This window comes from Streptomyces sp. NPDC100445 (assembly GCF_044759735.1).
Classification (GTDB): Bacteria; Actinomycetota; Actinomycetes; order Streptomycetales; family Streptomycetaceae; genus Streptomyces.
Genome location: NZ_JBIVZV010000001.1, coordinates 675946 through 699603 on the forward strand (window position 1 = coordinate 675946; position 23658 = coordinate 699603).

19 protein-coding genes and 2 pseudogenes are annotated in these 23658 nt (G+C 74.1%); 7 read left to right on the plus strand and 14 right to left on the minus strand.

Annotated features, from left to right (window positions below; genetic code table 11):
* Positions 1 to 106: 106 nt before the first annotated feature.
* Positions 107 to 310: pseudogene (locus ACIQVT_RS03050) on the minus strand (STAS domain-containing protein); the annotation flags it as partial.
* A 69-nt stretch (positions 311 to 379) separates the two neighbouring features.
* On the opposite strand from ACIQVT_RS03050, the pseudogene ACIQVT_RS03055 reads away from it, so the two are divergent.
* Positions 380 to 684, plus strand: a pseudogene (locus ACIQVT_RS03055) (MerR family transcriptional regulator).
* 215 nt (positions 685 to 899) lie between these two features.
* A complete protein-coding gene (locus ACIQVT_RS03060) occupies positions 900 to 1325 on the plus strand; it encodes a septal ring lytic transglycosylase RlpA family protein (RefSeq protein WP_403746541.1) in 426 nt (141 codons plus the stop codon).
* Between the two features lie 54 nt (positions 1326 to 1379).
* On the opposite strand, the gene ACIQVT_RS03065 is transcribed toward ACIQVT_RS03060, so the two are convergent.
* The 6 genes from ACIQVT_RS03065 to ACIQVT_RS03090 all read right to left on the minus strand — a co-directional run bounded on the left by ACIQVT_RS03065 (position 1380) and on the right by ACIQVT_RS03090 (position 9127).
* Positions 1380 to 1841, minus strand: coding sequence for an AAA family ATPase (locus ACIQVT_RS03065; RefSeq protein WP_403746544.1), 462 nt, complete (start codon positions 1839 to 1841; stop codon positions 1380 to 1382).
* 65 nt (positions 1842 to 1906) lie between these two features.
* Positions 1907 to 3346: an MFS transporter gene (locus tag ACIQVT_RS03070; RefSeq protein ID WP_403746548.1), complete on the minus strand. Its 1440-nt coding sequence runs from the start codon at positions 3344 to 3346 to the stop codon at positions 1907 to 1909.
* Positions 3347 to 3553: 207 nt separating this feature from the next.
* Positions 3554 to 4360 (minus strand): FAD binding domain-containing protein, encoded by an 807-nt coding sequence (locus ACIQVT_RS03075; protein ID WP_403746552.1) that lies wholly within the window; start codon positions 4358 to 4360, stop codon positions 3554 to 3556.
* A gap of 285 nt (positions 4361 to 4645) precedes the next feature.
* Entirely contained in the window at positions 4646 to 6838 is a 2193-nt protein-coding gene (locus tag ACIQVT_RS03080) for an MMPL family transporter (protein WP_403746555.1), read from the minus strand.
* Between the two features lie 412 nt (positions 6839 to 7250).
* Entirely contained in the window at positions 7251 to 7913 is a 663-nt protein-coding gene (locus tag ACIQVT_RS03085; protein ID WP_403746556.1) for a ScbR family autoregulator-binding transcription factor, read from the minus strand.
* Positions 7914 to 8281: 368 nt separating this feature from the next.
* Positions 8282 to 9127: an RNA polymerase sigma factor SigF gene (locus tag ACIQVT_RS03090; protein WP_403746558.1), complete on the minus strand. Its 846-nt coding sequence runs from the start codon at positions 9125 to 9127 to the stop codon at positions 8282 to 8284.
* Between the two features lie 208 nt (positions 9128 to 9335).
* Between ACIQVT_RS03090 and ACIQVT_RS03095 the strand changes: the two genes are divergently transcribed.
* Together ACIQVT_RS03095 and ACIQVT_RS03100 are read left to right on the plus strand one after the other, a co-directional pair.
* Complete coding sequence (locus ACIQVT_RS03095; RefSeq protein ID WP_403746561.1) at positions 9336 to 10205, plus strand: class II glutamine amidotransferase; 870 nt, start codon at positions 9336 to 9338, stop codon at positions 10203 to 10205.
* A gap of 133 nt (positions 10206 to 10338) precedes the next feature.
* Positions 10339 to 11118, plus strand: coding sequence for a DUF1206 domain-containing protein (locus tag ACIQVT_RS03100; RefSeq protein ID WP_403746564.1), 780 nt, complete (start codon positions 10339 to 10341; stop codon positions 11116 to 11118).
* Between the two features lie 82 nt (positions 11119 to 11200).
* Here ACIQVT_RS03100 and ACIQVT_RS03105 read toward each other — a convergent pair whose 3' ends face one another.
* From ACIQVT_RS03105 to ACIQVT_RS03115, 3 genes are all read right to left on the minus strand, one after another.
* Positions 11201 to 12907, minus strand: coding sequence for an LCP family protein (locus ACIQVT_RS03105; protein WP_403746566.1), 1707 nt, complete (start codon positions 12905 to 12907; stop codon positions 11201 to 11203).
* Between the two features lie 202 nt (positions 12908 to 13109).
* Positions 13110 to 14084: an urea transporter gene (locus ACIQVT_RS03110; RefSeq protein WP_403746568.1), complete on the minus strand. Its 975-nt coding sequence runs from the start codon at positions 14082 to 14084 to the stop codon at positions 13110 to 13112.
* Positions 14085 to 14220: 136 nt separating this feature from the next.
* Positions 14221 to 15462 carry a hypothetical protein gene (locus tag ACIQVT_RS03115; protein ID WP_403746571.1) on the minus strand — a complete coding sequence of 414 codons (1242 nt, stop codon included), beginning with the start codon at positions 15460 to 15462 and terminating at the stop codon, positions 14221 to 14223.
* 216 nt (positions 15463 to 15678) lie between these two features.
* Between ACIQVT_RS03115 and ACIQVT_RS03120 the strand changes: the two genes are divergently transcribed.
* Positions 15679 to 16041, plus strand: coding sequence for an STAS domain-containing protein (locus tag ACIQVT_RS03120; protein WP_403746573.1), 363 nt, complete (start codon positions 15679 to 15681; stop codon positions 16039 to 16041).
* Positions 16042 to 16084: 43 nt separating this feature from the next.
* Here the strand turns inward: ACIQVT_RS03120 and ACIQVT_RS03125 are convergent, their stop codons facing one another.
* On the minus strand, positions 16085 to 16966 hold the full coding sequence (locus tag ACIQVT_RS03125) for a YegS/Rv2252/BmrU family lipid kinase (RefSeq protein WP_403746577.1): 882 nt from the start codon (positions 16964 to 16966) through the stop codon (positions 16085 to 16087).
* A 77-nt stretch (positions 16967 to 17043) separates the two neighbouring features.
* On the minus strand, positions 17044 to 18636 hold the full coding sequence (locus ACIQVT_RS03130; protein WP_403746579.1) for an FAD-binding oxidoreductase: 1593 nt from the start codon (positions 18634 to 18636) through the stop codon (positions 17044 to 17046).
* A gap of 105 nt (positions 18637 to 18741) precedes the next feature.
* On the opposite strand from ACIQVT_RS03130, the gene ACIQVT_RS03135 reads away from it, so the two are divergent.
* Positions 18742 to 19341, plus strand: coding sequence for a TetR/AcrR family transcriptional regulator (locus ACIQVT_RS03135; protein WP_403746581.1), 600 nt, complete (start codon positions 18742 to 18744; stop codon positions 19339 to 19341).
* Positions 19338 to 20921, plus strand: coding sequence for a glycerol-3-phosphate dehydrogenase/oxidase (locus ACIQVT_RS03140; protein WP_403746584.1), 1584 nt, complete (start codon positions 19338 to 19340; stop codon positions 20919 to 20921). Before ACIQVT_RS03135 ends, ACIQVT_RS03140 begins: the two co-directional genes overlap by 4 nt.
* Positions 20922 to 20999: 78 nt before the next feature.
* Here ACIQVT_RS03140 and ACIQVT_RS03145 read toward each other — a convergent pair whose 3' ends face one another.
* Together ACIQVT_RS03145 and ACIQVT_RS03150 are read right to left on the minus strand one after the other, a co-directional pair.
* Positions 21000 to 22451, minus strand: a complete 1452-nt coding sequence (locus tag ACIQVT_RS03145; RefSeq protein ID WP_403746588.1) for a WGR domain-containing protein — start codon at positions 22449 to 22451, stop codon at positions 21000 to 21002.
* Positions 22452 to 22933: 482 nt separating this feature from the next.
* On the minus strand, positions 22934 to 23638 hold the full coding sequence (locus ACIQVT_RS03150; protein WP_403746591.1) for an SDR family oxidoreductase: 705 nt from the start codon (positions 23636 to 23638) through the stop codon (positions 22934 to 22936).
* Positions 23639 to 23658: the final 20 nt, after the last annotated feature.

Genomic DNA, 23658 nt, shown 5'->3' on the forward strand with positions numbered 1-23658 from the left:
GCCCGCCGGCCGCGCGTCCCGCCGAGGGCTCGCGGCGGTGCCGGTCGGCCGCGGACGGGCCCCGCCCCCTGAGGCGAGGCCCGTCCGCGCCGTCCGGGGACGGTGCTCAGTGGCTGCCTGCCAGCTCGCCGCTGAGCGTCCCGTGCATGCGGACGCCGGCCTCGTTCAGGCCGGTGATCTCGACGGTGGTGCCGTGCCGGGCGTACTTCGTCTCCACGGCGTCCAGCGCGGCCACGGCGGAGGCGTCCCGGATGTGCGCGGCCGACAGGTCGATGACCACCCGGCCCGGGTCGGTGGCGTAGCGGAAGCGGCTCGTTGGGGTAGGGACCGGCTCCGGCCACCTCGGCCGGTGGCCACCCGAGGAGGAAGGCGCCCCGGCGTGAGCGGCGGACACACGCGGATCGGTGAGGTCGCCGCACGGACCGAGCTGTCGCTGCGCACCATCCGGCACTACGAGGAGACCAGCTCGGCTTCGGTCACGACGAGACGCGGGACCTCCTCGACGCCACCGACCGCCTCGACTTGGGCACGTACCTGCCGCACCGGGAGCGGGAGACACTGCTGGAGCGGGTCCGCGGCTTCGAAGACGCCTCCCGCCGGCGGGTGCGGGACCTGCGCACCCAGCTGGCCCGGGCCGAGGAGTTCGCGGCCACGCCGGCCGAGCGCCTCCCCCGCACCCCGTAGGCCGGACCACGCGGGCGGCACCCCGGCACCCCGTCTGCCGCCCCCTCGCGCCCCAGCCTCTTCGTCAGCCAACTGGCCTACGACGACGGCCTGTTCACGCCCTTGACCGCTGTGGTGCAGACCTTTTACGTTCCGGTGCCGGGCGGATCTTTCGTGCGGGGCACCAGGTGTCGCACGGCCCGCCCGGCCACCGTCGACCGCGAAAGGCCGTTTCCGTGACCGTCCGACCGTCCACGCGCTCCGCCCTGTTACCGGCCGCGCTCGCCTTCGCCCTCGCCGTACCGGCCTGCCTGCTCGACGTCGCCCCCGCCCGGGCCGCCACCGAACAGTGCTGGGCGACGCACTACGGCCCGCAGCCGCCCGGCGCGCTCACCGCCAGTGGTGAGGTCTTCGACAACAACGCCGACACCGCCGCCACTTCGCTCAGCCGTCAGCCCCAACTCCCCTTCGGCACCCGGGTGCAGGTGACGAACGTCGCCAACGGCAGATCCCTGGTGGTCCGGATCAACGATCGGGGCACGTTCGCGCAGACCCCGCAGGTGCCCAAGTGCCTCGACCTCACCGACGGCGCGTTCGGCAGGCTGGGCGGCAGCCTGAACCCCGACGCCGGGCACATCGTGGTCACGCAGAAGGTGCTCTGAGGGCGGACGGGCCTTCGCGCGGGCGACCCGCCGGGGGGCCGGTGTCCGTCTGCCTCAGGCCCGCACCTCGAAGCCGCCCCTGCCGTCGAACCGTACCTCGTGGACCGTGTCGAATCCGTCCGCCGGTGACGGCCGGCGCAGCCGCTTCAGGGTGGCGAGGACACCGACGTCCGGGACCCGGTCGCGGCCCTCGCGCGCGGCGTTGCGGCGCAGCGAGCCGGTCACGTCCGGTGGGAACCAGTAGGCCGTCGCCGTCGCGCCGTGCGCGTGGGCCAGCTCCACCAGCGGAGCCCACTCCTCGGGCGACGGGTTGGTGTTGTCCACGGCCACGGCCCGCCCGGCCGCGAGGTGCTCGGCGACGAGCAGCATCTGCCGTCGCTGCTTGTTCCTGGCCCCGCGGGGGAACAGGTCCTTGCTCACCAGCCGGTACCGGTCGCACAGGCACCGCGTGTAGAAGGTCGACTTCCCCGAGGCCTGTAGCCCGACCAGCACGGCCACGTCCGCGTACGCCGTCATACCCGCCACGATGACACGTCACCGCCGGCCGGACGAAACCCCCGCCGGGACCGGCGACGGACGGGTCAGCGGGTCCTCGCGGCGGTCGGCGTGCCGGGCCCCGCGGCGCGCCGCGCCCGCTCCGGACGGGACGCGCGGGCCACGAGGAGCAGCAGGACTCCGCAGGCGGCGACCAGCAGCCAGCCCGGACGGGAGGCGTGGGCGAGTCCGGCGGGGCCGATGCCGGCGACGAGGCCGCCGGCGACGGCCACGCCGACGGCGGAGCCGAGCTGACGGGCCGTGGAGGTGACGGCGCCCGCCACGCCGGCCCGGGAGGGCGGCAGTCCGCTCACCGCGGTGTTGGTGATCGGCGCGTTGGCGAAGCCGAACCCGACGCCGATGAGCAGATGGGCGAAGAGCAGCAGGTACACGCTGGTGTGGCGGTCGATACCGGTCAGGCACAGCCCGCCGGCGGTGAGGAAGCCGCCCGCCGCGTACAGCGGCGGACGTGGGCCGGTGCGGGCCACGAGGCGGCCGGACCAAGGCGCGCAGACGGTGGCGCCGAACGCCAGGGGCAGGGTCGCCGTACCGGCGGCGAGCGGGGTGAAGCCGCGGGTGTGCTGGAGGTAGAGGGTGTTGAGCAGCAGTGTCATGTTCAGTGCGGCGAACACCGCCACCGCGCCGAGGACGGCGCCGCTGAACACGGGTCCGCGGAACAGGCCCGGGTCGACCAGCGGTTCGGCCCGGCGGGACTCCGCCAGTGCGAAGCCCGCCGTCGCCGCGAGGGACAGGGCGTAGGCGCCGAGCGCCGCCGGTGAGGTCCAGCCGACGCGCGGTCCCTCGATGAGGATGCCGACCCACAGTCCGATGGTCACGGTCAGCAGGAGCTGTCCCGGGACGTCGGGCCGCCGGGGCTTCGCCGCCCGGGACTCGGGTACGAACACCGCGCTGAGCACGAGGGCGGCCACGACGACCGGGGCGTTGATCCAGAACAGCGACCGCCAGCCGAGTTCCGCGACGAGGGCGCCACCGGTGACCGGGCCCGCGGCCATGCTGAGTCCGAACACGGCCGCCCACACGCCGATGGCCCGCGCCCGTTCCCGCGGGTCGGGCATCGCGTTGACCACGATGGCCAGGGCCACGGGGCTGAGCATGGAGGCGCCGACCCCCTGCACCGCGCGCGCCGCGATCAGCGCGCCCGCCGACGGGGCCAGGGCGCAGGCCAGCGAGGCCGTGCCGAACACCGTCAGACCCCACTGGAACACCTTGCGCCGCCCGCACCGGTCCGCCAGCGCGCCGGAGGAGATCAGCAGACCGGCCAGGACGACGGTGTAGGCGTCCACGGTCCACTCGAGGTCGCGGGTGCCCACGCCCAGGCCGTGGCCGATGGCGGGCAGTCCCACGTTGACCACGGTGGTGTCCAGGCCGACGAGGAACATGCTGAGGCAGCAGACGGCCAGCACCGTCCAGCGTCTGCGGCTGCTCGGCGGGAGGGAGGGGGGCGGGGCGACGGTCGTGGCGGTCACGGTCTGCCTTCCGGGTGCGGGAGCGGTACCCGGTCAGGCTCGGTCAGGGCGGCGGGCAGCGGCCAGCGTCTTTGCCGCTACGGCAAACGGGCGCGCGGCCGGCGCGGTGGCGCGGTGGCGCTCTCAGCGCTCCGGCGCGGGCGGGGCCTCGCGCGCGCCGGCCTCCCAGCGCTCCGGCGCGGATGTGGGCCTCCTGCGCGCGGCCTCTCAGCGCTCCGGCGCGGACGGGGCCTCGTGCGCGCCGGCGCCGTGCGGACCGGGTGCGTGGTCACCGGGCGTGTGGTCGCTCCACGGGTGCCCGTCGCGGCCGTGCAGGAGGCCGGTGACCTGTGGGCGGATCACGTCCCAGGCGCCGGTCGGCAGGTCGCCCAGGGCCGTACCGCGCAGTGCGCCGAGAGCCTCCTCGGTGCCGGTGTCGCCGGCGGTGTCCCCGCCGAGCACGTCGTAGCCGTCCCGTACGGCGACGCGCAGGCGCCGGCCCCCGCTCTCGTCTGCGCCCAGCGCCGAGGCCACGACCAGCGGGGGCGGTCCGCCCGCCTCACCGGGCAGTTTGCGGTAGGCGGAGGCGATCGGCGCGCGCCAGCGCAGGCTGAGCAGCAGGGGCCGTTTGACGACGACCTCGGCCAGGTCCACCTCGCGGACACCGTCGCTCTCCAGCACCGTCGCGCGGGCGTCCAGGACGAGGGCGGCGGGGAGCAGGCAGCGCAGCGTGCTGCCGACGAGGTTGCCCCCGACCGTCGCGGTCCGCCGCACGGCTCCGGTGCCGATGGCGGCGGCGGCGAGCCGCAGGACGTCCGGCTGCCGGGCGCCGATCCGGTGCAGGACCACGGCGGCGCCGACGGTCTCGCGCCCCGTGACATTGGCCTCCGGCAGTTCGCGCAGGGACATGGCGAGGCCGGGGAAGCCGTCCCGTTGCCACGTCGCCCAGACGAGCGTCGCCCCGCCGATCGGCACGGCCCCCTCGGCCAGGTATTCCTGTGCTTCCGTCACGGACGTGGGCAGACACAAGAGCACGGCGGCGACCTGCCTTCCTGGTCGGTGGGACGGCGGGCGGCCGCACCGGGGCCGACGGCCCGCCGACAGCGCAGTCTGGTCGTACGGCCGGGGGCGCGTACAGGGCTCACACGAGCGTGATGTGCGCACCGTCGGTCCGGGGCCGTGGTTCCCGTGGCGCCGGGCGGACTGCCCGCGCACGGCGGTGTGCGGTGCGGGGTGTCGGTGCCGGCGCGGGGGGTGACCCGGAACGCGATGAGTCCTGCCGGGCCGTGCGGCCCGGCAGGACTCATCCGGTTGACGCGGTCAGCCGCGGTGGCCCGCCGGGTCGTGGGTGACGTCCCGGCCCTCGTCGCCGTGGAGGGGTCCGGAACCGTCGGTCCCGGCGGTCGGCCGGGGAGCCGGCTCCGTCGCCCGGTCCCCGTGGCCCGGCCACCAGGCCGCGTGGCCGATGAGCGCCGTGAGGCTCGGGGTGAAGAACATCGCCATGACGAACGCGGCGACCGCGATGCCGAAGGAGACGGCGAAACCCATCTCCGTGAGCAGCGCGTTGCCCGCCAGCATCATAGTGGCGAAGGTCGCCGCGAGGATGAAGCCCGCCGCGGCGACGGTCGGTCCGGCGTGGCGCAGGGCCATGCCCGCCGCCTCGCGCGGGTCGCGGCCCTCACGGGCCTCCTCACGCAGTCGGGCGATCATGAGGATGTTGTAGTCGGTGCCGATGGCCACCACGAACAGATACATGATCACCGGGAGCATAAACATCAGCCCCGGGTGTCCCTGTCCGTCCTGGAAGATCCACACGGTGGCGCCGAGGGTGGCGCCGAAGCCGAGGCCCACCGAGGCCATGAGGTACCAGGGTGCGACCACACTGCGCAGCAGCAGCCCGAGGATGATCATGATGAGGAGGGCGGCGACGGGGAACACCGTGCGGTAGTCGTGGTTGACCGCGGCGTTGATGTCCTTGTAGATCGAGGACATGCCGCCGACGAGCGCCTCGGTTCCGCCGGGCGCGGCGGAGTGCGCGACGTCGCGGACCCGGCCCACGGCGTCGATGGCCTTGTCCGTGGACGCCTCGTACTTGAGCGTGACGGTGAAGTCGGCGGTGGTGCCCGGCTTGTTCACCTGGGTCACACGGACGTCGGCGACACCGTCCACGGCGCTGAGCTTGCGCGTGTACGCGTCGAAGGCGGACTTGTCCAGCGGCTTGCCGGCGGTGGAGGAGAGGTAGACGTCGGTGGGTGCCGCGGCGCCCGCCGAGTACGCCTTCTGCATCTCGTCCTGGACGACCATGGACTCCTTGGTCTTGGGCATGGAGCCGGAGGCCAGGTCGAAGGTGGCCTTGTAGCCGAGCGTGCCCAGCGACAGGGCGAGCAGGATGAGACCGGACACCACGGCGGTCAGCGCCGGGCGGCGCTGCACGCTCCGGCCGAGGGCGGCGAACCGGGCGTTCTCCGGCTCCTTCTGCCAGGACTTGGACGGCCAGAACACCTTGGGCCCGATGAGGGAGACCACGGCCGGGATCAGGGTCAGGCCCGCGACCAGGGTGGCGGCGACCGCGATGGCCAGCGCCGGGCCCATCTGCTTGAGGAAGCCCAGCGTGGACAGGACCAGGGCGAGGAAGGCGATGATGACCGCTCCGGCCGCCGAGGCGATGGCCTCACCGACCCGGGCGACCGCGTTGATCATGGCCTGCTTGGGTTCGTCCCCGGCCCGCAGACTCTCGCGGTAGCGGAAGATCAGGAACAGGAAGTAGTCCGTGCCGACGCCGAAGAGGACGACGATCAGGATGGACGAGATCGAGCTGTTGGCCTGGAGGTCGAACAGCTTGGTGGCGTAGGCGATCAGTCCGTTGGCCACGGCGGACACGAGACCGATCAGCAGCAGCGGCAGCACCGCGAGGATCGGCGCCCGGAAGATGATCAGCAGCGTCACCAGGATGATCACGAAGGTGCCGATACCGATCAGCGCCTGGCCACGCTTGGAGGAGTCCTCCTGGTCGAGGGCCTGTGCGGCGGAACCACCGAGTTTGACGTCGAGGTGGGTGCCCCTGGCCAGTTTCCTGACCTCGGCGCGCAGGTCCTTGGCGGCGTCCACCTGTTTCGGCTGGCCGGCGTTCTTGCTGTCCATCTGCACCAGGGTCAGGGCGTACCTGCCGTCCTTGGACGGCTGGCCGGGGACCACCTTCTGGACCTGGTCGATGTGCTTCTGGCCCAGATCCGAGGTGATCCGGGCGACGTCCTTCTGGTCGGCGGCGGTCAGCTTGCCGCCGTCGGTGCGCTGGTAGAGCGCGATCGCGGACGGGGTGAAGGCGCTGGGGAACGCCCTCTCCTGGAGTTGTGCCGCTTTGATGGATTCGTAACTCTTCGGCAGGAAACTGCTCTCGTCGCTGTTGGAGGGCAGACTCGGAGCGGTGGCCACAATGGCCACGGCGGCGATCAGCCACGCGACTATCGTCCAAATGGGATGACGGACGACGGCGTTGCCTATTCGTCGGAACATGCGGAGGGTCCTCCTGGGAAGGAAGATCACCGCAGCCCGGGGAGCGGTCCCTGGCATCGGCGACCCCGACCGGCACGCAGGTCACGGGCCGGTCGCATGGTTGTCTTGGTCCCACATCCTAGTGACCACGCGCGCCTGTTCCCGCATCGGGCGCGCTCAGCCGGGCGATGTGCTTCGGAAGTGAACGACTGGCCGACGGCGGCCTGTTGGGGGCGGGAACGGAAGGTGACCGCAGCGGCGCACGGGGCCCGGCCGCCTCCCGGACGAAACGAAACGCCTGTTTCCGGACGGCCTTCCCGCCGTACGGACCACCGCCGCTCCCGGCCGGAAACCGGCACGGCGGTTCGGTACCGGCCGACGGATGCACCCGCCGCGCCACGCGGGTAGGGCCACCGGAGCGGGGGGGGGAGGGTCAGGCGAGGGCGCCGGCGAACTCGGCCGACTTCTCCCGGACCTCCGCGATCACGCGGGCGCCCCGATCCGGCGCGGTGTCCAGCCGGACCAGCACGGCCGGGGCGGCGATCGCGGGCAGGAGGTGCTCGTACAGCGCCGCCATGCGCTCGTCGAGGTCCGTCCACCCGGCCACCGCCTGCGAGACGAACTGGACGCCGATCCACGCGCCGAGGAAGACCTGGGCGGTCTGTTCGGGGACCACGTGCGGGAGGACCTCACCGCGTCGCTTGGCCTCCGCCAGGACGCAGGAGGTCAGCCGGGCCCAGGCCGGCCAGGTGCTGCCGAGGACGTCGTGGCCCCGGAGGTCCGCGGAGAGCCGGACACCGGCGAGCAGCATGGGTTCCCGCGGCAGGCGCGTGGCCAGGGTCATGCCCGCGTCCACCCATTCCTGGAGCTTCAGCTCCCGGGGCACGTGGTACGCGGTGCGCATCTGCTCCTGGAGCACGCCCCGGGCGAGGGCGGCCTTGGAGTCGAAGTGGAAGTACAGGGCGCCCTTGGTCACGCCGGCCCGGTTGAGTATCTCGGCGATGGTGGCGGCCGCGTAACCGCGTTCCGCGAAGACGCCGGCGGCGGCCTCGAGAACAGCGCGCCGGGTCCGGACCGCTCGCTCCTGCTGAGCCATGGACCCTCCCCCGGCCGAGAACCAAACCGAACAGCTCGTACCCTACCGCACGCCGTTCAACAAGAGGGCGTACGGCACCTGTTGGGCGCGGCAGGACCCAATCGCCCCCGGGGAAACCCGACTTGGCCGCCGCCGGGCGCGGGAGGGGACGAAGGCATGCGCGTGGGAGGCGGCCGGGGGCCGCGCGGACACGGTGGCGACGGTGTGCCCGCACGCGTACGCCCCGCACGGCCGTCGGCTCCCCGGCGGACCGGGGCCGGGGGTCGTCCTCCGCGCGGTGGCGGGGGCGACCCGGACGGCTGTGCGGGGCGGCGATGCCGGTGCCGGTCCCCGCTGTATCGCGGGCACCGGGTGTGCGGCCGTGGGCGTCAGCTGGTGGCCAGCATGCCTTCGCGCAGGCGCTTGAGGGTGCGCGACAGCAGCCGCGAGACGTGCATCTGCGAGACACCCAGACGCTCACCGATCTGCGCCTGCGTCAGCTCCTCCACGAACCGCAGATGCAGGATCACCCGGTCCCGCTCCTCCAGCTCCGCGATCATCGGAGCCAACGCGTGGAAATCCTCCACCAGACCCAGCGCCGCGTCCTCCGCACCGATGAAGTCCTGAAGCGCGCTCTCCCCGTCCTCACTCCCACCGATCGCCGCGTCCAGCGAAGCCGAGTTGTAGCCGTTGGCCGCCAGCCGCGCCTCCACGACCTCCTCCTCCGACAGACACATCAACTCCGACAGCTCACGCACCGTCGGCGTCCGCCCCAACCGACTGCGCAACTCCTCCGTCGCCCGCGCCAACGCCACCCGCGCCTCCTGAAGACGCCGCGGCACATGCACCGCCCACGACGTGTCCCGGAAGAACCGCTTGATCTCTCCCACGATGTACGGCACCGCGAACGACGTGAACTCCACCTCACGCGTCAACTCGAACCGGTCGATCGCCTTGATCAGGCCGATCATCCCGACCTGGACGATGTCCTCCATCTCCTCCGGCCCACGACTACGAAAACGCGCCGCCGCGAACCGCACCAACGACATGTTCATCTCGATCAACGTGTTCCGCGCGTACTGGAACTCCGCCGTACCCTCCTCCAGCACCGCCAGCTGATCGAAGAACACCTTCGACAGCTCCCGCGCATCCCGAGGAGCCACAGCCGTGGGATCCGCGACCTCCGGCAGCCCGACCGCCGTCTTCGTGTCCTGGGCCACGGTGAGCGTCGTCATGGTGTTCCCCTCCCGAATCGTTCCGTAGGTGCTGGTCACCGGTCGACGAAGCCGCGTCTACCCGGGCGCATCACATACACACCTGTTTTTTTCGAGAAGTCCGTGGAACGCCCGTCGCGCGTGCCGCGTGCGGGGCGGCGCCGGGCGCGGGACCATGGGCGTCCGGCCGCGGATCTCCCGGGCGGGACCGAGACGAAGGAGGGTGCCCGTGTGCCGTCTTTTCGGGCTGAGCAGCTCCCCCGCCCGCACCGACGCCACGTTCTGGCTGCTGGACGCGCCGGACAGCCTCGACGCCCAGAGCCACCGGGAACCCGACGGCACCGGTCTCGGCTACTTCACCGGGGACGGTACTCCGGAGGTGCACAAGGCGCCGATCGCCGCCTACGAGGACCGGGTCTTCGCGCGGGAGGCCCGGGAGGTGGAGTCGGCGACCTTCCTCGCCCACATCCGTTTCGCCTCGACGGGCGGCCTGGACGTGCGCAACACGCACCCCTTCCAGCAGGACGGGCGGCTGTTCGCGCACAACGGCGTCATCGAGGGCCTCGACGCACTCGACCGGCACCTGGGCCAGGACCTCTCGCTGGTGCACGGCGACACCGACTCCGAACGGTTCTTCGCGCTGGTGACCCGGGAGACCGCGGCGCACGGCGGTGACGTGTCCGCCGGCATCGTCGCCGCGGCGCGCTGGGCGGCCGCCCACCTCCCCCTGTACGCCCTCAACATCATCGTGGTCACCGCCGCTGAGCTGTGGGCGCTGCGCTATCCGGCCACGCACGAGCTGTACGTCCTGCCCCGTCCGGCCGGCGGCCGTCACGGGTCGCGGCACCTGGACCACTCCGGCCGCCACGGCCGGCTGCGCGTGCACTCGGCGGCCCTGAGCGAGCGGCCCGCCGTCGTCGTGGCGAGCGAACCCATGGACGAGAACCCGCACTGGCGGCTCATGGACCCCGGTGAGCTGCTGCACGTCGACGGGGAGGGGCGGATCACGTCGCGGATGGCGCTGTCCGAGCCCCCGGCACAGCCCCTCACTCTCGCCGACCTGCGCCCCGCGGCGGCCGCCTCGCAGCGGTCCAAGTAGCGCCCGCCCCGCCGGCCGGAGCCGTCCCGGCAGGTGTCGTACCGGGACGCGGGGGCATCGGCCATGTATGGGGACACAGTCTTGGGCAGTACGCGGACGGTTCGGGGCCCGGCGCGCGGCCGACAGTACGGCGATGACCGCCGCGGGCCGGGCGGGCTTCGCCGCCCGCGGGCTGATCTACGTCCTGGTGGGCGTCATATCGCTGGAGATCGCGTTCGGCGGCGGCAGCGGCGGGAAACAGGCCGACCGCGGCGGCGCTCTCACGGAGCTGGCCGGCAAGCCGCTCGGCTCGGCGATGCTGTGGGTGGTGGGCCTCGCGCTCGCCGGCATGGCGCTGTGGCGGCTGTCGGAGGCGGTGGTCGGCGCGGCGGGCCCGGACGGCACCAAGCTGTCCAAGCGGGCGGCGTCCGCGGGCCGGTTCGTCTTCTACGCCTTCGTGTCCTACTCGGTGCTGTCGTACGCGGCGGGCGACAAGGGCAGCGGCAGCGGCTCCTCCGACCAGAACACCGACGACGTCACCGCGATGGTGCTGAAGTGGCCGGCCGGTGAGTGGCTCGTCGGCATCGCGGGGGCCGGCGTGGTGATCGCCGGACTGTGGATCGCGGTGCGGGCCGCGCAGAAGAAGTTCCGCAAGCACCTGCGGACCGGGGAGATGTCCCCGCGGACCGAGCGGGTGACCGACCTCCTGGGAGTCACGGGCGGCGCCGCCCGCGGCATCGTCTTCGCCGTCGCCGGGGTGTTCGCGATCATCGCGGCAGTCCAGCACCAACCCGGCAAGGCCAAGGGCATGGACGACACCCTGCGCTCGTTCCGGGACCTGCCGGCCGGGCCCTGGCTCCTCGCCCTGATCGCGCTCGGCCTGGCCGCCTTCGGCGTCTTCTCCTGGTTCATGGCCCGCTGGCGCAGGATCTGACCGCGCCGGGCGGTGCCGGCCGGGACGTACGCGGCGGCCCGGAACGAACCCCCGCGACCGCGACGCGCCTCCCGCGCGCCGCTCAGTCGTCGGAGTCGGCTTTGTTCCGGGCCGCCGCGTACGCCTGGGACGGGGTCATCGGGACGCCGTGCAGGGCGACCGTCCGGTACCGGCTGACCTTGGCGCAGGTCTTGGCCTGGTCGGCGGTGGAGGCGTGGGCGTGGGAGACGGCGGTGGAGGTGCCGGCGGACGTGGACGCGGAGGAGCCGCCGGGGTAGTCCTTGCCGCTGGTCCAGTCGCCGCCCACCACCAGGGTCAGGCCGCTGCCGGTGCCCTGCTTCAGGTGCGAGGCGGGCAGGCCGAGCGCCTTGGCGACGGTCTGCGCGGCGGCCTTGCGGCCCGTGCCGTAGGTGAGGGTGGTGGTCGTGGCGGCGCGCGGGGCGTTGCCCGTGGTCGTGCCGGAACCGAAGCCCTGCGCGGTGAGGGCGTCCGCGACGGCGGAGGCGCGGCCGGTGACGGCGGTGCCGTTCTCCACCGTCACGGCGATCTCGGAGGCGGGCACGGGCGAGGCGCCGGCCGTGGCGGTCGCGGAGGCCGCCCCGGACCGTCCGCCGGAGCCGGTGCTCAGGGACCGGTCGTGGGCGATGGTGGCGAACAGCGCCCTGGCGCCCGGGCCGACCACCACGCGGTTGTCGTCGTCGGGGTCGGGGGCCGTCTGCATGGTGGCGAAGGTGATCCGCTTGGCCGGGACCTTGTTGACGTCGGCCGCCAGCGCGATGAGCCGCTTCACGGAACCGAGGCCATCGTCCACGGTGAGCGCCTTGGTGGCGGCGTCGGCGAGCGCGTACACCGCGCCGGGGTCGGTGAGCGTGCCGGCGCTCTTGAACTTGCGGATCATCGCGCTGAGGAAGATGTGCTGGGAGATCGTGCGGCCGAGGTCGCTGCCGTCCCCGAAGCCGTGCCGGGAGCGGACGAACTCCAGGGCCGCGACCCCCTTGAGGGTGTGGGTGCCCTCGGAGAGCTTCAGGTGGGAGTACGTGTCGTAGACGTCGGCGTCGACACAGACGGAGACACCGCCGACCGCGTCGGACATCTTCACCACGCCGGAGAAGTCGAGCTTGACGAAGTGGTCGACGGGGATGCCGGTGAGCTGGTGGACGGTGGCCACCTGGCAGGCGGGGCCGTACTGGAGCGCGCTGTTGACCTGTCCGTAGTACCCGGGCGTGGACTTGCCGGTCTCGCTGTCCTCGCACGCCGGGACCTTGGTCATGGTGTCCCGGGGGATGCTCATCACGCTGGCGTTGGAGCGGTCGGCCGATATGTGCAGCACCATCTGCACGTCGGCGTTGCTGCCGGTCTGCACCCCGGTCTTCGCGCAGCCACCGCCCAGTGAGCAGTCCTTGGCGCTGGTCCGGCCGTCGGAGCCCATGACGAGGATGTTGATGGGGGTGCGACCGAAGGCGTCGGCCTGCTCCGCGCCGCCCTTGCCGTCCAGCGCGACGCTGTGGATGTTGCCGTCGAGGTGCTGGTAGAACCACCAGCCGGCACCGGCGGTGACCATGATGAGGGTGGACAGGCAGATGCCGAGGATCTTCAGCACCCGCCGGCCGCGGCGCACCGGACGGGCGCGGCGGGAGCGCACGCCGTCGTTCCGGCCGGACGTCCCCCGGTCCTGGGCCCGGGGACCCGGGGGGCGGGCCCCCTCGGGGGTGGCCGAGCGCTGCCCGGGTACCCCGTCGCCGCGGCGGCGCGTGGCCTGGCCGGCCGGCCCGTCCCACGGGTCGCTCATGTCCCACTCCCCTGAACGGTCGAGCCTGCCGCACCCGGCCGTTCAGGAACGGCCGGGCGTGTGCGGCGGTGTACGGGCAGGCGAGCCGGGCTGTGTCGACCCGCTCGCGTAGTTGCGCAATCTAACAAAGCTGTGGCCGGAACCGCACAGATGCATACGCAATTCACAGGTGAGGCATCTCATGGCACCGCCTCGGGCGATGTCACGCGGCGGGTGCCGGGCCGCCCGTCCGCCGTGGGGTCCGCCCGTCGGGTTCGGGGGCGCGTCCGGTCAGCCGGGGGAAGGACCGGGCGGCGGCGAGGAACGCGAGTGTCGTCAGCACGAACGGCCAGGTGAAGGCGTGGCCGCCGGACGGGGCGAGGAGCCGCTCGACGGCCGGTGTGAGGGCGGTCGCCGTGGCCGCGCCCAGCAGCGCGTACGGCAGCGTGACCGGTCCGGCCGGCAGCAGGACGCCGCACAGGGCGAGGGCGACGAGCACCGCGTTGTGGCCCATCGTGCCGTCGGCGATCCGCGACGCCGGCGCCCCGAGCGCCCAGGCGGTCAGCAGGCCCGTCGCGCTGCCGGCACACGCCACCAGCCCCATCAGCCGGCTCGCGAGGAACAGGCCGGCCAGGAGCAGGGCGCCCACATACCACTCGTCAAGGAGGAAGACCTGCGACAGGCCGCGGAAGAACGCCCGCCACAGCCGGCCGGGGTCCAGCGCGGTCGGCCCCGCGGCGGCGGACGGCAGCGCGGCGAGGCCGTCCCCGCGCGCCCGGACGCGGTTGAAGGCCGGGGCGGCGATGGTCACCGCGTTCGCCAGCAGGCAGTACGGCAGGGTCAACGGCGGCAGGTGCCTGCCGCGCGGCAGCCGCGTGACGGCGGCGGTGACGACGGTGACGACCGGGCAGGCCGCGGCGGCGAGCAGGGCCGTGGACGGCCGGCCGGGTCCGAGGAGCACCGCGCAGCACAGGGCGAGGAGGCAGGAGTTGAAGCCCTCCAGCCCCGTCTCCACCCGGGCGCGGGCCACTTGGAGCAGACGCGCGGCGCCGGTGCCGAGGGCGGCGCCGCCCAGCGCGTAGGCGGCGTACCGCCAGTCCGCCGCACCGAGGGCGAGGCAGACGACGGCGCCCGTCCGCGCGTCGGCCAGGAACAGCACCTGCGCCGGACCGCGCAACAGCACCCACCACCCGCTCACGCCGTGCTGCCGCCACCACCCCCGGACACCGTCCGACCGCCGCACACCCGCCCCCTAATTCCGCTCTACGACAGTTATCTTCCGCCATACGGTACGAACTGTCGAGATCGCGGACGGACGGGAGCGGGCGGCCGGGTCACCTCCTGGTCGTGCTCCGGCGGCGTACGGCCACCAGGACCAAGCCGCCGAGAGCGGTGACGCCCACCGCGATGCCGGCCAGCAGCGGCATGCCGTCGCTTCCCGTCGCCGCGAGCGCGCCGCCGGTTGCGGTGCCCGCGCCGGAGGCCGCCGAGGCCGAGCCGGAGGCGCCGCTCGTGCCGGTGGTGCCGGTGGTGCCGGTCGACTGTCCGTGCGGGTCGTTGCCCTGACCCCGGGTGCCGCCGGTGCCGCCGCTGCCCGTGTCCCCGCCGGACGTGGTGCCGCCGGTCGTCGTGCCGCCGGCGGTGTTGGTGCCGCCCGGCTCACCGCCGCCGGTCACGTGGACCGACAGTGGGGCGGTGTCGTTCGCCGGGTTCTTGTCGAACACGGGGTGGATGCCGTACACCGAGGAGGCCGTCACCTCGCCCTGGGTGTCCCGCGTCTTCCTCCCGATCTCCAGGACGAAGGTGTACGTGAGGGACTGGCCGACGAGGAGGGTGTGCTCGGCGGGCCAGCAGACGTACTTCGGATGGCCGGGCTCCGACGGTCCGGTCGGAGCGTCGATCCCGAACGGCGCGCAGTCCTTGGGCACTTCACGCGCCACGGTGCCCGGCGGGATCCGCACCATCAGGCCAGGCTGGTCGTCGCTCTCCTCGTTGCGGATCCAGCCGGGGCCGCTGTTGCGCAGGGTGGCGGTGACGGTGACCCGGCTGCCCGGGGCGCCCTCCGCCTCGTCCCCCTCGGCCACCAGGTCGGCCGTGCTGTCCGCGGTCAGGGCCAGCCGCCGGTAGCTGTCGTCGAATCCCTCGCCCGGAGCTTCGCCGGTGGGGCCGGTGCCGTACTCGACGGCCTCCATCAGGGCCTCGGGCAGGGCCTTGAACCGGACGGGCGTGGTCAGGGTGGCGCCGGGCTTCACGACCGCGTCCAGCTCGCACAGCGCCTGGCGGACCTGGTCGGCGGAGGTCGAGTACGTGCAGCCGTCCGTGTGCTGCGGGAAGTCGAGGCCGCGGGTGAGCCGGATCCGGAAGGTCACGCCGTCCGCGGGTGCCGTGCCCCGGTTGGTGACGGTGACGCTGTGGTCGTACACCTCGCCGGGCTCGGGAGAGGCGGTCGGCAACGCCGAGACCACCAGGTCGGGGGCGAGGTCGTCGGCGTGCGCCAGGGGTACGGCGAGGGCGGGGACGCCGATGCCGATCGCGGCGGCCATCGCCGCTGCCGCGGGGCGCAGGGGTGAGCGCACGGTGGGACTCCTCGTCAGGACGGAAGAAGGCGGTGACCGGCGCCGTGCCGGCCCGGTCGTCGTGTACTGGACACACCGGGGACGGCAGAGGTTGTAAAGGAAATCGCACATTCGTGCCGGACGGCCGGGGGCCGGCCCGCATCCTCCGCCCGATCCGGGGCAGCCTCCCGGGAGAGAAGCTTTGGGCAAGGATCGGCGAGCGTGGACGAGGAACACGTGGCAGACAGGAACGAAGAGACGGCAGCGGACCGGCTGTCGGTCGATCGGGCCACCGTCGACGGTGTCACCGTGGTCACGGTGAACGGCGAGGTGGACCATCACACCTCAGGCGTGCTCCGCCAGGCCCTGGGGCCCGACGATCCCGCCGAACCGACGCGTACGGTCGCGGACTTCAGCGGCGTGGCCTTCATGGACTCCAGCGGTATCAACGTCCTCATCGCCGCCCACCAGGCCCACGGACCGGCCGGCTGGCTGCGTCTGGCCGGCGTCCGCAGAACCGTCCTGCGCACCCTGGAGATCGTGGGCCTGACCACTCTCCTCCCCTGCTACCCGAGCGTCGAGGACGCCCTGCGGGACTGAGCCGCGCCGCACCGGGTCGGCGGCTCGATCCGTGCGCGTGCGGTCAGTACAGCATCCGCAGGTCCGCGGGGCGTACCCGCAGCGTCACCGGGAGGGTGGCCTCCACCTCGCCGTCGGCACCGCAGGGGACGGGCCGGTCGGCCTCGATGCGCAGTTCCCGGCCGCGCAGGACGCGCACCTCGGGGCGGTTCACGTGCGCGCCCGTCCTGAGTTCGTTCATCAGGGTGAAGAACAGCCGGCGGGGCGCGTCGCGGATCATGACGATGTCGAGCAGCCCGTCGTCCACCCGTGCCTCCGGCGCGATGAGGCGGCCCGAACCGTAGTAGGGGGAGTTGGCGGCGACGACGGTGTAGCCGCGGTGGTCGTGCTCGGTGCCGTCGACCGTGACGCGGAATGCGGCCGGCCGCCAGGTGGTGACGGCACGCAGGCCCCCGGCGTAGTACGAGGCGGCGCCGCGCAGCAGCCGGGCTTCGTTCGCGTGCCGGTTGGCCTGCGCGTCGACCCCGGCGTACACGCTGCCCAGGACGACGGTGCGCGGGTGGACGGCCGACTCCACCTCGATGGTGTCGACGGCCCGGGGCTCGGCGTGCAGCAGGACGCCAGCGAGCGCGGCCGGGTCCGTGGGCAGGCCCAGCGCGCGGGCGAAGTCGTTGCCGCGGCCGGCGGGGACCAGCCCCAGGACGGTGCCGGTGCCGCTGAGCGCGCCGCCGATGCCGCCGGCGATGCCGTCGCCGCCGACGGCGAGGACGACGCGACCCCGCTCCCCGGCGGTACGGGCGATGTCCCGGGCGTGGGCCAGGCTGTGGCTGTACTCGGTGTCCAGCCCGGCGCCGGCCTCACGCAGCAGCCGGGCCAGCCGGAGCAGGGTCGCCGCCCCGGTGGAGCCGCCCGCGGTGGGGTTGACGACGGCGGTGAACTGTCGCATCGGTATGCCTTTCGCGGCAGGCGGTCGGAGCGGTGGGGTCGGTCGGTGCGGTCGGTCGATGGGTTCGGTCGGTGGGGTCAGTCGGTGGGCAGCAGGACGCCCGGGTTGAGGAGCCCGTCGGGGTCCAGGCGGTGTTTCACGGCACGCAGGGCCGAGACACCGAGCGCGCCGGCCTCGCGGACGTACCAGTCGCGGTGGTCGGTGCCGACCCCGTGGTGGTGGGAGATGGTGCCACCGGCGGCCAGGACGGCCTCGTTCGCGGCGTGCTTGGCCGGCGTCCAGTGCGCCACCGGGTCCTCGCCCTGGGCGCTGACGACGGTGAAGTACAGCGAGGCGCCGTTCTCGTAGACGTGGGAGATGTGGCACATCACCAGGGGCGGGGTGCCCGCCCGGGTGAGGGTGTCGGTGAGGGCGGTGCGGACGGCCGTGTACAGGTCGGGGATCCGGGACCAGAACGCCGCGGTCTCCAGCGTCTCGGCGAAGGCGCCGGCGTCGAGCAGGGCGTCGCGCAGGTAGGGCGCGGAGTAGCGGCCGTGCGCCCAGCGTTCGCCGGGCGCGGTGCCGGCGGGGGTGCCGCCGCAGTCCGCCAGGACGGCCGCCGCCCGCTCCCGGCGCCACGCGGTGTCCTCTGCCGTCCCCTCGTACCCGGTGATCGCGAGGCAGCCGGCGCCGCCCGCGTCCGGACCGGCGCCGATCGCGTCGGGCTGGGCGAGGCCGACGAGGGTCTCGGTCTCGTCGGACAGGCGCAGCACGGTCGGGCGGGGCCCGTCCTGGGCGAGGCGGCGCAGCGCCGTGGTGCCCTGCTCGAACGAGCCGAACCGCCAGCCCTCGTACACCCGGCTGCGCGGCACCGGGCGGATCCGTACGACGACGGAGGTGATGACGCCGAAGGCGCCCTCCGAGCCGAGGATCAGCTGGCGCAGGTCGGGTCCGGCGGCGGACCGGGGGGCGCGACCGGTCTCCACGGTGCCCTCCGGGGTGGCCAGCGTCAGGCCGAGGACCATCTCGTCGAAGCGGCCGTAGCCGGCGGAGGCCTGGCCGCTGGAGCGGGCGGCGGCGAATCCGCCGACGCTGGCCCATTCGAAGGACTGCGGGAAGTGACCGAGGGTGAAGCCGTGTCCGGCGAGCAGCGCCTCGGCCTCCGGGCCGCGCAGACCGGGCTGGAGCACGGCGGTGCGCGAGACGGGGTCCAGGTCGAGCAGGCGGTTCATGCGGCGCAGGTCCAGGGAGACGAACGCGCTGCGCTGGGGGGCGAGTCCGCCGACGACCGAGGTGCCGCCGCCGAAGGGGACGACGGCCAGGCCGTGCGCGGCGCAGGCGCGCAGCACCGCGAGGACCTCGTCGTGGCCGCCCGGCAGGACGACGGCCTGCGGGATGTCCTCGACGTCGCCGGCGCGGACGCGCAGCAGGTCGGGGGTGGACTTGCCGCGGGTGTGGCGGACGCGGCTCTCCGCGTCGGTGCGGACGTGCTCCTCACCGCCGACGGCACGGGCGAGCGCGCGCAGCGCGTCGGGGGAGGCCGTGGGGGCGGGCGGGCGGAGGTCCGCGAGGGCGGCCACGGATGTGGTGCGGGGTGTGACGCCGAGCAGGTCGCGCAGCAGCCCGGTCACCGTCTCGGGCAGCGGTGCCGCCTTGGCCGGGTCGCCCCAGCCGTTCCACAGCATGTCCATCGAACGGTCGTCCTCACAGGTCGTGTGCTCGGTTCGCGCGGCTCGGCCGCCGTCCCGGGGCGCGAACCGCTTCCGTCCGGCCCCCGGGGCGTTACACTGTGACACATGACGCCTATTCGTCACAACGGTTCGGACGGCGATCACGTCCTCGACGCGGTGCGCGACTGCGTGCTGGCCGTCGGGGTACGGCGCACCACCCTCGCCGACGTCGCCCGCCGCGCCGGTGTCTCCCGGATGACCCTCTACCGACGCTGGCCCGACCTGCGGACCCTGGTGGGCGACCTGATGACCCGCGAGTGGATCGACGTGGCCGGCCGGGCGATGCCGGAGCCCTCCGCCGGCACCACCACTCGCGCCCGGATCGTGGAGGGACTGGTGACGGGGGTCGAGGCGTTCCGGGCCCACCCCCTGTTCCGGAAGATCGTCGACGTCGACCCCGAACTGCTGCTCCCCTACGTGCTCGACCGGCGCGGCGCCAGCCAGGAGGCCCTGCTCGGACTGCTGGCCGACGCCCTGCGGGAGGGCCACGCGGACGGGTCCGTCCGGCCCGGCCACACCGAACGGCAGGCCCGCGCGCTGCTGCTCACCGTCCAGTCCTTCGCCCTGTCCCTGCGCACGATGACCGACGAGGACGACCCGGAGCTGGACTCCGGCGCCTTCCTCGGCGAGCTGCGCGCCCTCCTGGAGAGGACCCTGACGCCATGAGCCACACCGAGGCCGCGCCCGGCTCGTCCCTGAACGCACACCGGCGCGAGCGGGAACTGGCCGAGGCCGCGGACGGCCGGACGGTGGACGTCCTGGTCGTCGGGCTCGGCGCCACGGGGGCCGGTGCCGCCCTGGACGCGGCGGCCCGCGGACTGGACGTCGTCGCGGTGGACGCCCACGACCTGGCCTTCGGCACCTCCCGCTGGAGTTCCAAGCTCATCCACGGCGGGCTGCGCTATCTGGCCTCCGCCCAGTTCGACGTCGCGCACGAGAGCGCGGTCGAACGCGGCGTCCTGATGACCCGTACCGCCCCGCACCTGGTGGCCGCCCAGCCGTTCGTGCTGCCGCTCACCCCGCTGGTGTCCCGGGCGCAGGCCGGGCTGGCGTGGGCCGGGTTCCGGGCCGGGGACGTGCTGCGGCTGACCGCCCGGACCCCGCGGCAGGTGCTGCCGGCACCCCGGCGGCTGTCGGCGACCGAGGCCCGGCACCTGGCGCCCTCCGTCCGCGCGGCCGGGCTGCGCGGAGGCCTGCTCTCCTGGGACGGCCGGGTGACCGACGACGCCCGCCTGGTGACCGCCCTGGCCCGTACCGCCGCCGCGCACGGCGCCCGGGTGCTGACCCGGGTGCGGGCGCTGGAGCTGACCGGGACGGGCGCCCGCGTCCGGGACGAACGCACCGGCGAGGAGGGCGAGATCAGGGCCCGCACCGTGATCAACGCCACCGGGGTGTGGGCGGACACCCTCGCCGACGGCATCCGCGTCCGGCCGTCGCGCGGCACCCACCTGGTCCTGCGCTCGGAGCGGCTCGGGGCCCTGCCGGCCGGGCTGCACGTCCCGATCCCCGGGGAGACCAACCGCTTCGTGCTGGTCCTGCCCCAGGGGGACGGCCGGGTCTACGTCGGCCTCACCGACGAACCGGTCGAGGGCGGTGTCCCGGACGTGCCGGAGGTCCCCGAGACCGACATCGGCTTCCTCCTCGACGTGCTCGGCTCCGTCCTGGACACCCCGGTGGCCCGGGACGACGTCGTCGGCGCGTTCGCCGGACTGCGCCCGCTGCTGGACACCTCCGGGACCGACGACCGGGACGGCGCGCCGGCCCGCACCTCCGACGTCTCGCGCCGGCACGCGGTGCTCACCTCGCCCGACGGTGTCACCACGGTGGTCGGCGGCAAGCTCACCACCTACCGGCGGATGGCACAGGACGCGGTGGACGCCGCCGCCGGGACGCGCGGGCTGCGCGCCGGCCCCTCCCCCACCGCCGCGCTGCCGCTGGTCGGCGCCGCCGCCCCCGGCCGGCTGCGCGCCCTCGGCGCGCCCCCGCACCTCGTCCGCCGCTACGGCACCGAAGCCCCGGCCGTGCACGCCCTCGGCGTCCGGGACCCCGCCCTGGCCGAGCCGGTACTGCCCGGCCACCCCGTGACCCGGGCGGAGCTGCGTTGGGCGGTCGAGCACGAGGGCGCCCTCGACGAGGCCGACCTCCTGGACCGTCGCACCCGCATCGGCCTGGTCCCCGCGGACCGCGCCGCCGCGCTCCCCGTCGCCCGGGAGACCCTGGAACGGGCGGCGGCCGCGCGTTCCTGACCGGACGGGCACGGGCAGGGCACCGACCGGACGGCGGTACGCCGCCGTCCGCGGGCCGTCACCCGGGCCGACGGGCCGTCACAGCAGACGCCGGATGTCGCCCCGGACCCGGTAGAAGCCGCCCGCCGCGGGGTGCAGGGCGTCGACGACGTACCGCGCGCCGGGTTCCCGTATCGCCCGGGGGAACTGGACGTTCCAGGAGGTGTCGTAGCCGTCGGACAGCACGTGCACCCGGACCCGGCCGGCCTCCCGGACGCACTCGACCACCACCGCTCCGGCGGGGGCCCGGTCGACCGTGGCCACCGCGGTCACCGTCGTGGCCGGCGCGTACGTCGGCAGGGCGGCGGCGAGCTTGACGTCCCGCACCACCGGCACCGTGCCCCGCTGGGCCTCGGACACCGCGTCCTCGCTCGCGTCCACGCAGACCAGCGACCCGTCGGTGGTGACCAGGTACAGGCGCTCGTCGTGGTACTGCATCGACAGCGCCGAGCCGCCGCCCGTGCCGAGCTTCCACAGGCGCGTGCCGTCCTGGTCGAAGCAGTACACGGACGAGGCCGCGTCACCGGCGAAGACGAACCGGCCGCCGGGTGAGGTGGCGCACGAGTACACGCTGCTGTCGCACGCGTACGTCGCCTCTATGGCACCGCTCTCCTTGCACAGCCGCTGGACCACCCGGTGCGCGGTGCCCGCGTACACGGCGTGCTCCTCCTGCCAGCCGAAGAGCACGCCGCCCCGGGTGGGGGTGTGCCACAGTTCGCCGCCGCCGTCGGGCGCGTAGGCGGTGACGCCCCGCTGGTGGCCGTGGTAGACCGCCCGGTCGTCGGCCCGCACCATCCACGCGTGCTCGCCCTGGCTGCGGCGGGACCACTGGTGTTCGTCCTCGTGGTCGATGACGGTCAGCCGGCCCGCGCGGTCCGAGACGTCCAGGACGCCTTCGTGGATGTCCAGCCAGAAGATGTCCACGTCGGCGGCGATGTCGTAGGCGGCGAAGGGCAGTTTCGAGGACAGGTCGTACACCTTGCCGTCGTCGCAGCCCGCGTAGATCCAGAAGTCGTCGGCGACCAGGCACTTCACGCCGTCCGGCAGGCCGAACCGGGCCTGGACGGCGCCCTCGTGGTCCAGGGTGTAGACGTCCCCGGCCTGGTTGCCCACCCAGCAGCGCTCGTCGTCCACATGGATGCCGAACGCGGCGGAACCGGTGCGGAAGCGCCACAGCACGGGTGCCACCGCCCGCGCCGTGGACGGGGCGGAGCTGACCTGACGGCGGGTCACCGCACGGGGGGCGCGCTGCCCGGGGACGGCGGGGGCGTATCCCTTGCGGACCTTCTCCCCCACCTTCCTCGCGGCGGCGGCCCGCGCCTTCTCCGCCGTCGCGAACGTCGTCGTCTGCGTCTGCCCGGCGGCGCCTATCCGCCCGTACCGCACGGTCACCACGAGGCCGTCGACGGTCACCTCGTAGAACTTGTGGGCACCTTCGCCCTCCTGCGACAGCTCCAGGTACGTCGTCGACACCGTGCACGCCGTGGACATGGCAGACCCCTCCCCCAGGCCGGACCCGCGGCCGTTCCCGCAGGTCCTCACTGCCCAACACCGTAGAGGCGCCCACTGACAACGCCCCGGCCCTCGAACCCCGGCCGCCGGACCGAGGCCGCGGGTGCCGGCACGACACGCGCGACGGACCCGGCTGACGCGACGGATGCGGCAGACGTGGTGTCGGGGGCCCGGTGCCGGAGTGCCGCGCGAAGACGGGCGGCGCCCGGCGCGGTGTGCTCCTGACCGTGTCGGCCGGCATCCCCGGGACGGCGGCCGTCCCGGGGATGCCGGCGCGCGAGCACCCGGAGGGCGGCCGGCAGCGCGGCGCGGTCGGCGAGCCGCTCGGCCCGGTCGCCGACTCCACGCCGCCGCGGTCGATGTGCAGGCCGCGCCGCCGGCCGAATCGAACGGCGTGCGGCCGGACGCGGCGCGGTGGGAGCCGTGCGGGCGGGGCCGGTGCCGGGGCGCGGCGGGCGGGTCTACCGCGCCAGCTGCGGGTAGAGCGCGGCCGGGTCGCCGGAGAGCGCGGCCTTGACCTGGCGGCTGAAGTCGTCCGCGAGGACCTCGTACGCCCCGGACTCGACCCCGTCCAGCGCCAGCGCGGCGACACTCCGGGGGTCGGACTTGGGCGCGTCGACGTGCGCGGTCATGTCGGTGTCGAGGTAGCCGACGTGCAGTCCGGTGACGCCGATGCCCCGCGGAGCCAGTTCCAGGCGCAGGGAGTTGGTCTGGGACCACAGCGCGGCCTTGGTGGCGCTGTAGGAGCCTGCGAGACCGATCCAGGACAGCACGGAGTGGATGTTGAGCAGGTGGCCGCCGCCGTTGCGCTCGATGGCCGGCACGAAGGCCCGGGTGACCAGGAGGGGGCCGTAGAAGTTGGTCTCGAACTCCCGCCGTACGTCGTCGACCGGGGCGTCGAGGAAGGAGGCCGCGCCGAGCGAGATGCCCGCGTTGTTTACCAGGACGGTGACGTCCTGGGCGAGTTCCGCGGCGGCCTGGACGGACCCGGGGTCGGTGACCTCCAGGGCGACGGGCACCGCGTCGGGGTGGGTGACGCCGCGCGGGTCACGGGCCGTGGCGTACACCTTCGTGGCGCCCCGCGCGTACAGCTCCTCCACCAGCGCCTTGCCCAGCCCGCGGCTGCCGCCGGTGACGAGCGCGACCGAACCCTTGATCGTGGTCATGTGTATCTCCCAGTAGTAAA